We start from the raw sequence: 7,910 nt of genomic DNA, 5'->3' as shown, positions 1-7,910 counted from the left end.
GTGGGGTAGGGGTTAACCCCCCCACTAACCCGGCCCCTACTCCTTCTCCTTCTCCTACTCCACTCTCCAACGGTGGTTACGTAAGCACGGAAGGTCACCAGGAGCCCGTCCCCGCCCTGGGCGCCCGCCCCCAATGCACCAAGCACCCGAACGGCAACGCCGCCACGCCCTGCCGGGCGTGCCAGGCGGGCCGCGAATGGGACAAGCAGCACGCCGCCACCGTCGAAGCCAACGACCTCGAACGCCGCCGCGCCGCCCGCGCAGCCACCGAAGCCGCCCGACTCGCCTGCCAAACCTGCGCCGGCGGCGGCTGGATCCTCGCCCCCGACGGCACCCCCCTAGAACCCGCCGTCCGCTGCGAACACCGCGAGACCGCCCATGCGTGACCCCAGCGACCCCTACGCCGACGAAATTGCCTCCGCCCTGCCCAACCCCCCACCCAAGCTCAGCGAACGCTCTCACCGCGACCCCAAAGAGATCGCCGACTGCCCCCTGTGCGACCCCGACGGCTACCGCGGCAGCCAGATCTGCCACCACCACGACTACGCACCAGCCGCACGCCGCGGCATCGCCGCATGCAACGCAGCACGCAACCAACCGAGAGGAACCGAGACCCGATGACCGCACAGCGATACCGCAAGAAGCCCGTCGAGATCGACGCTATGCAGTTCGACGGAACACCCGACACAGCAACGCAAATCATCGACTGGGCACTCGCCAACAATGTCGTCATCACCTACCACTGCCCAGACGGCGATGCCTGCCGCCGCGACAGCCACGTGCTCCACGTCAGCACGCTCGAAGGAACGATGACCGCGTTGCCGGGCGACTGGATCATCCGCGGGGTGGCCGGCGAGTTCTACCCCTGCAAGCCGGCCATCTTCGCCGCCACCTACGAGCCGGCGGTTGCGGTGATGGCCGACCTGATCGAGCACATGGCGACCGAAATCGTAAACGCCGGGCTATCTTCCGCCTCCGACCCCATACGGCTCGCCCACGCCGCCCTCACCGGCATGAACGCGGCCGGATACGCCGCGGTGAAGCCGGAACTCGGCAAACTGTCAGCAGATTGGCTGGCACAAGCGCAGCTGTACCCGGAGGCGATACAGAAGTTTGCCGCTGATCTCATCAAGGCCGCCGCCCACCCCCGCTTGGCGGTTGTGGAACTCCCCGAGCCCGACGGGCCACTCGCGTACGTCAACGGACAACCATCAGGGATCGCATGGCGGCGTGACGGCGCCGACGGCGGCTGGGCCACCATCGCCGTCCAAGACCGCGGCAACCTCATCGCCGCAATCTCGTGCCTGCGCTCGATCGAAGACTTCCGCTGGGCCGCCACCGCGCTCCTCGCCGCAGCCCACCACAAAGCCCAGGCCGTAGGACTGGCCCATGCCTGACTTCACAGCGGTATTCACCCAGGAGCGCGACCACTGGCAAGCCCGCGCAGAGGCCGCCGAATCCTCACTCGCACAACTCAAAGTCGAGATGGAAGCGCTCGTAGCCCGGAACCTGCGCCAGGCCGACACCATCACCCGCGTCAAATACGCCGCAGACCGCATCGGCGGCGCGGCGGGCCGGGCCATCTGCCAAGCGATAGCAGTCCGAGGGGGTGACCGGTGGGCGAGAACCGAATCGTGACTCGGCAGGTTGCCGAGCTGGTCGACCGCTACGCCGCGAAAGAGCTTCGCGACGCCCGCCAGTACGACAACAGGACGCCGCTCGACGAGCCCGGCATATATGCGCTACACGACCTGGCCGCGCAGATCTACGCGCACGGTTTCAGTGACGGCCAGCTGATCGCCGAATGCAAGCACCAGGGCCAGTGGACACGCGGCCGTGATGCAGAAGCCAAGGCGGGTACTAGCTGATGGGGGCGAGCCAGATCAGTCAGATTACATTGCATTTCCCGTAGGGCACGCCCTGCGTCAAGTCGGCCTTGCCGAACACGCGGCCAGCTACAGCCTTGAAAGCAGCAATGGTCCAGGGTTTGGCGTCGTTGCATACGAAGTTTCGATTGCCAGAAACGTAGCCGGACTTAATATTGCTTCCCCAGTTCTTTGCTGTACCGCCGCAACCCACGTGGACTTGATATCTGCCACCCTTGTCTAAGGTGTATGAGAAGTTGACCTTCGAGAATCCGCCCATTTCGATCGGCACGTTCTTCGATGCCCATCCCGACTTTGAACTCTCCGCTTGAATCCAAACTCCAACGGGTGATGCGCTATTGATGCACGCTATCTGTCCGCTGACTTTTTGTGGCGCAGCGATTGCTGTCGGGGGGCTCGCAACCGAAATCGCGGCGAATCCAACCAACGCCTGCGCTAAATGAAGAACCCTCACCATTTCACCTCCGTGCAATAAAAGGGACTTGCTCCAGGTAACTACTAGAGAGTCGACGATAGTTCCGAAATGAGGAAGACGTGCCGGCTTTCGGTCCATCGCACATCAAGTGCCCCCGACCAGGTTCCAGGTGAAGGGTTCCCGCCCGACGGCCTGACCGCGAGCATGCTGGATCGCCCAAGCGCCCCTCAGCACCACCGTCACCGTATATGCCCATAGGGGTATTGCCAGGTCTGGGTGCAGTGCCCTGGTGCACGGTCTGGTCGGGGTTTGCGGGGTGGAGCTGCGGGGATGGGGTGCTGTCGGTTCGGGCTGCGAGTGTTTGGGAGATGGCAACTCCGAGGGGCGGTGAAGCGGTGAGTGCAGGTCAGGACGGTGCGCCCGTGCACCCGCCACGCCGGCACCAGCGCGGCACCCTGTTCCAGCGCGTGGGCGGGCTGTGGATCGGCAAGGTCCGCGACCCGCGCTCGGTGCGCACCGGGATGCGCCGGATGATCACCGTCTCCTCGATGGACCCGGTCATCGCCGCGGAGAAGCTCGACCGGCTGATCGATGATCTGGACGCGGAGTACGCGGCAGCCGGCGGCTACAGCACTGGCAGCTGGCTGCGGTTGTGGGCCGATGAGATCCACGCCGTGAAGGTCCGGCCGTCAACGATCCGCAAGTACCTGTCGGTCATCGACAACCACATCGTCCCGGCGATCGGCGACGTGCCACTGCGCCGCCTGGCGCCGCATCACCTGCGCCGCATGCTCGCCGCCGTCCCGACCTCCCGCAACGCCCTGACCTGCGACACAGTCATGCGCCGCGCCCTGGCCGACGCGGTACGGGAACGCGCCATCGACCACAACCCGGCCGAGGCAGTCCACAAGCCGCGCCACACCCCCGAGGACCGCAGGCAGCTCACCGCCGATCAGGCCCGCGCACTGATCTCCGCCGCTGAGGCCAAGCACGATCCTTTCGCCGACCGCTGGGCCGTGGCGTTTATGACCGGCGCCCGCAGCGGCGAAATCCTCGGCCTGCAATGGGACCGCGTCGACCTCGATCCCGCCGGCGGCACCGTCGACCTGACCTGGCAACTACTCGCCCTGCCCTGGCTGCACGGCTGCCCCACACCGGCCGGCGCCCGCCAGGCGAGCTGCGGCCGGCGCATGCCCGGCCACTGCCCGCAGCGCACACCGATGCGGCCCCGCGGCTTCGAACACACGCCCCTGCACAACAACCTGGCGCTGACCCGACCCAAGACCAAAGCCAGCATCCGCCGGGTTCCCCTCACCGATTCGATGCGGGACATGCTCGCCGAACGCAAGATCCGGGACATTGGCCCGAACCCGCACAACCTCGTCTGGCACGAAGCCGACGGCCGACCCATCAGCCCCACCGATGACCACAACCGCTGGAAAGACGCCCTGGCCGCCGCCGGCCTCCCCAACGTCACCCGACACAGCAGCCGCGCCACCGCCGCCACCGTCCTACTCGACGCCGGAGTCGACGAAGCCACCCGTATGGCCATCCTCGGCCACGTCTCCGCCACCGCCCACCGCGTCTACCTCGACATCGACAGCGTCCGAATCCGCGCCGCCCTCGCCAACCTGGACAGACAGGAAGGAGAGGCCGATGTTTGACGAGTATTACCGGCGCACATGGGAGGACACCGACCATGACATCAGCAAACATCAAACGGAATTCGCAACCAACCTGCGCGTACCGATCCTCGCCACCGCGTGGCCGCGGTGGAACTACATCACCGGCATCGTGGTCAGAGAGAGTGGACCCGACCACGGCATCATGCCCACTGAGGACGAAATCGCCGCCGTAGCAGCACAATTGCAGGAATACAACCTCTACTACGGGCAAGCGTTCATTGACGCGATGAAACACTTCGCGCCCTACGACATCGACGGCGGCGCGAACCTCGGCTACTACCTCAAGAGACCAGATGGCGTGTGGACCTATCGCAAACGCACCTGGCGCAGCCCATGCTTCTCCACCAAAACCACTGGCGCGCTCGCCGATGTGCTCTCCGCCAACTTCAGCGGCTGGGCATTCGCCAGAGTGAACCAACTCGACAAGCAGGGGGAAGCATGAGCGCTGACATGGTCAACCACCCGCCGCACTACGGATCTCACCCCTCGGGCATCGAGTGCATCGAGATCACCGAACTGTGCAGCTTCACTCTCGGCAACGCCATCAAGTACATCTGGCGGGCCTGGGACAAGGGCAACCTCGATGAAGACCTCGACAAGGCCCGCTGGTACCTGCGCCGGACCGCGGCGAACGGATGCGCATCAGCACCGCCATTCAAAGCCCAGCAGCTGCTGATAACGGCAGTGACCAGTGACGGGAACGGCAGGCGCGCCGGGCTGCTCAGCCTCATCCGGATCGGCCGGCCCCTGGCCGCCAGCGATCTGATCACCGACATGATCGGCAACGACCGGTGACCGCCTCCATCGCGTCGCAACCAGATCCCCCGAACTATCGGCACGCCCGCGACATCCCCGACGTGGTGTTCCTGGCCGCCGTCTCGTGCTGCCAAGACCCAATGCCCGGCGGCGACTGGTACTGGGCCCTGCGCGACGACGTGACCCGGGTGCTCGGAGGCCTAGACCGCAACGCCCCGGTCCGCAGCGACGAGGTTCCAGGCGTGCCCTGGAAGGTCGTCCTCGCCAAGTTCCGGCGAGTCAAGAAACGCGGTCTCGTCGATGGCTGCGACTGCGGATGCCGCGGCGACTTCGAACTCACCAGCAAGGGCCGCGAACTCCTCTTCGATGCACTCATCGCCGAGACCGACGCGTACCTGGCAGCAGTCGAGGTCCTCATCAACTTCGCAGGCATGGGCAACGGTGACCAACTCACGGCCATCTGGAAAGGCATCAAGCACAGCGCCATTCACCAGCTCGGCCTAACAGCAACAGCACTCTCTGGCGCTGCAACCGAACTCGACCTTTGGAGCCCTCCCGACGGAACGCCTGCGCTGGTCTTCGACACCTACTACCTCGATTCGTGGGACAGTATCCGCAAGGAGCGATTCCGGTCGCGTACCCACGAGCGGCCCCTATGACGGGCGAAGTCATCATCGCGGGCGTCGTGGCTTACGTCGCCGCGTTGGTTGTCGTCTTAGCGGTTGGCCCGGAAGCCGTCTGGGAGTGGTTCGGGCTCCAGGGCGCCTGGGACCTGCTTACCGAGGCCCCCAACGCGCTCCGGCCACCGGCGGCCGCGGCCGTCCCGGGCCTGGACGCGGCCGATCCGCTGCAGGCCGTCGACTGGTGCCAGGGATGCGACCAGAACACCCCACGAGCATTCATGAGGTGGGACGCCGGCAGGTACCGCTGCATCATCTGCACCTACGGCGGTCCCGAGATGGTGACGCAAGTCCAACAATTGAGAGAGATCGCCCATGGCTGACCTACGCCCCTGCAGGTATCCCGGGTGCAAGGACAAGGACGGCAACCCGCGCTCGACACGGGACGGGATCTGCATCGATGTCCGCAAGGACGGTCGCGACCACGGGTGCCAGGCCAAGTTCCGGCGCGACATCCGCAGGCTCGTCCTGGATTGGGTTCAGCTCCACGAGCGACTGCCGGCGCCGATGCTCACCAGCGGGCGCAAGGGCGGCCGCCGGGCCAGCGCCCGCAGTCGCGAGTATGGGCACCCTGCCGAATGGGCAAGCGACACCTGCGATCGCATCGTCGCCATCCTGAACTGGACACACGACGGCCTCGCCGATGTTCTCGGCCAGGAGCCGCCGCCGCACCCAGGTAGCGCCGAGCACGTCCAGGTCCGCGCGGCGTGGACGTTCCTCTCCACCCACTTCGCCGACCTATGCCGCCAGTACTGGGCCCACGACACCGCGGTGGAGATCCACGAGCTGCACAACAGGATCCGAGCCAGCCTCGGCCAGACCCGGCCCCGGATGATCCTGCCTGAGCCCTGCCCTGGCTGCGACCACAAGACGCTGGTGCGCACGATCGATATCCGCCGCGATCAGATCGACTGCGGCAACTGTGGCTACGTCGTCCCCTACGACCACTACGACTTCACAGCCAAGCTGATCGAGACCTGCACCAAGTCCGAGCCCGCGACGGTGGTCCAGTGATAGCGGCAATTGAGAAGGGCCGCACTGTCCGTCGTTGGCAGTGTTCTTTCGGCCGAAGGCGGTATCGGACGTGATATGTTACGTAGGAGCAACTGACAGAGCTATGCCCAAACCCCCGAGCCAAGACACCGGTCCGGGGGTTTTTGCGTACTGCCTTCCGAAAGCGAGACCGCGCATGGGAACCGGCGTCCTGGCGCCCGAGGGGCTCGACAGTCACATCACCGCCACCGAAGCTGCAGCACTGTGTGGCGTCACCACCCAGGCCATCAGCCAGTGGGTGAAGCGAGGACACCTCGCTGTCGCTGGACTCAACGAACGTGGCCAGCGCACCTACAAGGTGCGAGACGTCGCACGGGTCGAGCAGATGACCAGGCGTCGCATCCGGAAGATGTGCCGCTGAGCCATGGTCGCCGGCCGCGAAGCGACACCCAGCGATGCCACCGCGACTGAACGGCTCATGCGCTACTGGTCGCACGGTGCCGGTGCCGTGAAGATCCGCTGGGGAGTGCCCGGAGACTTCAACCGTTGCGTTGTGGAACTCGGCAAGTACGTCAGTCCCGGCACGGTGAAAGGCTTGTGCGCCAACTTGCACCACCGCGCCACCGGCGCCTGGCCAGGCCACGCAGCCAGCGAGCAGCACCGATGAACAATCCCGGCCAGCCGATGATCCTGCAGCAGATCATCATCACGCGCAGCCTGCAGCCCTGCGGCGCGGAGACCTACAGCGTTGCCTACGAGGGCGGCGTCGGATGGGTTGAGGGACTTGGCCTATTGGAAGCCGCTAAGTGGGACCTGCACGCGCAGTGCAACCCTGTCCCGAATGAGGACCGTGACTGATGGCTCAGACCGTCCACGTCCTGCCGATCAATGACCTGATCGAGCACGACGAGGTCGACGACGACTGTGTGTGCGGGCCTGATGTTGAGCTGGTGCTCGCCGACGACGGATCGTGCGGGTGGGTCATCACGCATCACAGCCTCGACGGCCGAGAGCAATTCGAGCAGGCCTGATGCCTCGCGCACCACGGCAATGCCCGGCTGCCGACTGCGATGAGCTGATCACAGGTAGCGATCGCTACTGCCCGGACCACACGCGCGCCTGGGCCGGACCGCGCACCGCCAGTGCGCATGCCAGCAACAACCGCGCCTGGAAGCAGCTACGGCCGAAGATCCTCGCCCGCGACGGCTACGAGTGCCAGATCCGCTACCGCGGCATCTGCACCGGACGCGCCACCACCGTCGACAAGATCATCCCGGCCGCGCGCCGGCCGGACCTGGCGCTCGACGAGAACAACCTCCGCGCGGCGTGCCGACCATGCAACGAGCACAAGGGCCGCACGACCGACCGAACACCCACAGCGCGCCGCTGACCTGCGAGAACGGGCCGCGCCCGCGGGCCAGCAAACCCCGCCGCCACCGTGCGCACTGCATAGGTATGCACCCATGGGGTCCACCCTCCCCCCGGGGTGCCCCAC

At 66.0% G+C, this 7,910-nt stretch carries 16 protein-coding genes and 1 pseudogene; 16 read left to right on the top strand and 1 reads right to left on the bottom strand.

Translation table 11 applies throughout. From position 1 onward, the window contains the following. From BST15_RS22295 to BST15_RS20415, 5 genes and pseudogenes are all read left to right on the top strand, one after another. Positions 1 to 386 (top strand): annotated as a pseudogene (locus BST15_RS22295) (hypothetical protein); the annotation flags it as partial. Beyond that, positions 379 to 621, top strand: a complete 243-nt coding sequence (locus BST15_RS20430; protein WP_046189348.1) for a hypothetical protein — start codon at positions 379 to 381, stop codon at positions 619 to 621. The pseudogene BST15_RS22295 and the gene BST15_RS20430, both read left to right, overlap by 8 nt. Continuing rightward, the gene (locus BST15_RS22445) at positions 618 to 1,397 is read left to right on the top strand and encodes a hypothetical protein (RefSeq protein WP_198528267.1); all 780 of its coding nucleotides are present in this window, start codon (positions 618 to 620) and stop codon (positions 1,395 to 1,397) included. Before BST15_RS20430 ends, BST15_RS22445 begins: the two co-directional genes overlap by 4 nt. After that, positions 1,390 to 1,638, top strand: coding sequence for a hypothetical protein (locus BST15_RS20420; RefSeq protein WP_046189349.1), 249 nt, complete (start codon positions 1,390 to 1,392; stop codon positions 1,636 to 1,638). The genes BST15_RS22445 and BST15_RS20420 overlap by 8 nt, the downstream gene beginning before the upstream one ends. Then, positions 1,617 to 1,868 carry a hypothetical protein gene (locus BST15_RS20415; RefSeq protein ID WP_046189350.1) on the top strand — a complete coding sequence of 84 codons (252 nt, stop codon included), beginning with the start codon at positions 1,617 to 1,619 and terminating at the stop codon, positions 1,866 to 1,868. The genes BST15_RS20420 and BST15_RS20415 overlap by 22 nt, the downstream gene beginning before the upstream one ends. Before the next feature lie 19 nt (positions 1,869 to 1,887). On the opposite strand, the gene BST15_RS21945 is transcribed toward BST15_RS20415, so the two are convergent. Further along, positions 1,888 to 2,343, bottom strand: a complete 456-nt coding sequence (locus BST15_RS21945; RefSeq protein WP_131701152.1) for a hypothetical protein — start codon at positions 2,341 to 2,343, stop codon at positions 1,888 to 1,890. A 353-nt stretch (positions 2,344 to 2,696) separates the two neighbouring features. On the opposite strand from BST15_RS21945, the gene BST15_RS20410 reads away from it, so the two are divergent. From BST15_RS20410 to BST15_RS20370, 11 genes are all read left to right on the top strand, one after another. Further along, entirely contained in the window at positions 2,697 to 3,965 is a 1,269-nt protein-coding gene (locus BST15_RS20410; RefSeq protein ID WP_052751313.1) for a tyrosine-type recombinase/integrase, read from the top strand. Beyond that, positions 3,958 to 4,428 carry a hypothetical protein gene (locus tag BST15_RS20405; RefSeq protein WP_083071155.1) on the top strand — a complete coding sequence of 157 codons (471 nt, stop codon included), beginning with the start codon at positions 3,958 to 3,960 and terminating at the stop codon, positions 4,426 to 4,428. Before BST15_RS20410 ends, BST15_RS20405 begins: the two co-directional genes overlap by 8 nt. Beyond that, complete coding sequence (locus tag BST15_RS20400; protein WP_046189351.1) at positions 4,425 to 4,781, top strand: DUF3310 domain-containing protein; 357 nt, start codon at positions 4,425 to 4,427, stop codon at positions 4,779 to 4,781. Before BST15_RS20405 ends, BST15_RS20400 begins: the two co-directional genes overlap by 4 nt. Beyond that, complete coding sequence (locus BST15_RS20395) at positions 4,778 to 5,401, top strand: hypothetical protein (RefSeq protein WP_046189352.1); 624 nt, start codon at positions 4,778 to 4,780, stop codon at positions 5,399 to 5,401. Before BST15_RS20400 ends, BST15_RS20395 begins: the two co-directional genes overlap by 4 nt. After that, positions 5,398 to 5,745, top strand: a complete 348-nt coding sequence (locus BST15_RS20390; protein WP_046189353.1) for a hypothetical protein — start codon at positions 5,398 to 5,400, stop codon at positions 5,743 to 5,745. Before BST15_RS20395 ends, BST15_RS20390 begins: the two co-directional genes overlap by 4 nt. Next, positions 5,738 to 6,436 carry a hypothetical protein gene (locus BST15_RS20385; protein ID WP_046189354.1) on the top strand — a complete coding sequence of 233 codons (699 nt, stop codon included), beginning with the start codon at positions 5,738 to 5,740 and terminating at the stop codon, positions 6,434 to 6,436. Before BST15_RS20390 ends, BST15_RS20385 begins: the two co-directional genes overlap by 8 nt. Before the next feature lie 175 nt (positions 6,437 to 6,611). Further along, the gene (locus tag BST15_RS20380) at positions 6,612 to 6,836 is read left to right on the top strand and encodes a MerR family transcriptional regulator (protein WP_046189355.1); all 225 of its coding nucleotides are present in this window, start codon (positions 6,612 to 6,614) and stop codon (positions 6,834 to 6,836) included. Positions 6,837 to 6,839: 3 nt separating this feature from the next. Further along, the gene (locus BST15_RS20375) at positions 6,840 to 7,082 is read left to right on the top strand and encodes a hypothetical protein (protein ID WP_046189356.1); all 243 of its coding nucleotides are present in this window, start codon (positions 6,840 to 6,842) and stop codon (positions 7,080 to 7,082) included. Then, on the top strand, positions 7,079 to 7,273 hold the full coding sequence (locus BST15_RS21940) for a hypothetical protein (RefSeq protein WP_131701153.1): 195 nt from the start codon (positions 7,079 to 7,081) through the stop codon (positions 7,271 to 7,273). The genes BST15_RS20375 and BST15_RS21940 overlap by 4 nt, the downstream gene beginning before the upstream one ends. Then, the gene (locus tag BST15_RS22290; protein WP_165757155.1) at positions 7,273 to 7,446 is read left to right on the top strand and encodes a hypothetical protein; all 174 of its coding nucleotides are present in this window, start codon (positions 7,273 to 7,275) and stop codon (positions 7,444 to 7,446) included. Before BST15_RS21940 ends, BST15_RS22290 begins: the two co-directional genes overlap by 1 nt. Then, the gene (locus tag BST15_RS20370; RefSeq protein WP_046189357.1) at positions 7,446 to 7,805 is read left to right on the top strand and encodes an HNH endonuclease; all 360 of its coding nucleotides are present in this window, start codon (positions 7,446 to 7,448) and stop codon (positions 7,803 to 7,805) included. Before BST15_RS22290 ends, BST15_RS20370 begins: the two co-directional genes overlap by 1 nt. The last annotated feature ends 105 nt before the right edge of the window (positions 7,806 to 7,910 follow it).

The sequence above is a fragment of the Mycolicibacter arupensis genome (assembly GCF_002086515.1).
GTDB classification, from domain to species: domain Bacteria; phylum Actinomycetota; class Actinomycetes; order Mycobacteriales; family Mycobacteriaceae; genus Mycobacterium; species Mycobacterium arupense.
This window is presented reverse-complemented; position numbering and strand designations above follow the sequence as displayed.

Coding starts and splice junctions, on each gene's coding strand:
- BST15_RS21940 (WP_131701153.1), top strand. CDS start 7,079: ATGAACAATCCCGGCCAGCCGATGATCCTGCAGCAGATCATCATCACG.
- BST15_RS20375 (WP_046189356.1), top strand. CDS start 6,840: ATGGTCGCCGGCCGCGAAGCGACACCCAGCGATGCCACCGCGACTGAA.
- BST15_RS22290 (WP_165757155.1), top strand. CDS start 7,273: ATGGCTCAGACCGTCCACGTCCTGCCGATCAATGACCTGATCGAGCAC.
- BST15_RS20430 (WP_046189348.1), top strand. CDS start 379: ATGCGTGACCCCAGCGACCCCTACGCCGACGAAATTGCCTCCGCCCTG.
- BST15_RS21945 (WP_131701152.1), bottom strand. CDS start 2,343: ATGGTGAGGGTTCTTCATTTAGCGCAGGCGTTGGTTGGATTCGCCGCG.
- BST15_RS20390 (WP_046189353.1), top strand. CDS start 5,398: ATGACGGGCGAAGTCATCATCGCGGGCGTCGTGGCTTACGTCGCCGCG.
- BST15_RS20370 (WP_046189357.1), top strand. CDS start 7,446: ATGCCTCGCGCACCACGGCAATGCCCGGCTGCCGACTGCGATGAGCTG.
- BST15_RS20420 (WP_046189349.1), top strand. CDS start 1,390: ATGCCTGACTTCACAGCGGTATTCACCCAGGAGCGCGACCACTGGCAA.
- BST15_RS20380 (WP_046189355.1), top strand. CDS start 6,612: ATGGGAACCGGCGTCCTGGCGCCCGAGGGGCTCGACAGTCACATCACC.
- BST15_RS20400 (WP_046189351.1), top strand. CDS start 4,425: ATGAGCGCTGACATGGTCAACCACCCGCCGCACTACGGATCTCACCCC.
- BST15_RS20405 (WP_083071155.1), top strand. CDS start 3,958: ATGTTTGACGAGTATTACCGGCGCACATGGGAGGACACCGACCATGAC.
- BST15_RS20385 (WP_046189354.1), top strand. CDS start 5,738: ATGGCTGACCTACGCCCCTGCAGGTATCCCGGGTGCAAGGACAAGGAC.
- BST15_RS22445 (WP_198528267.1), top strand. CDS start 618: ATGACCGCACAGCGATACCGCAAGAAGCCCGTCGAGATCGACGCTATG.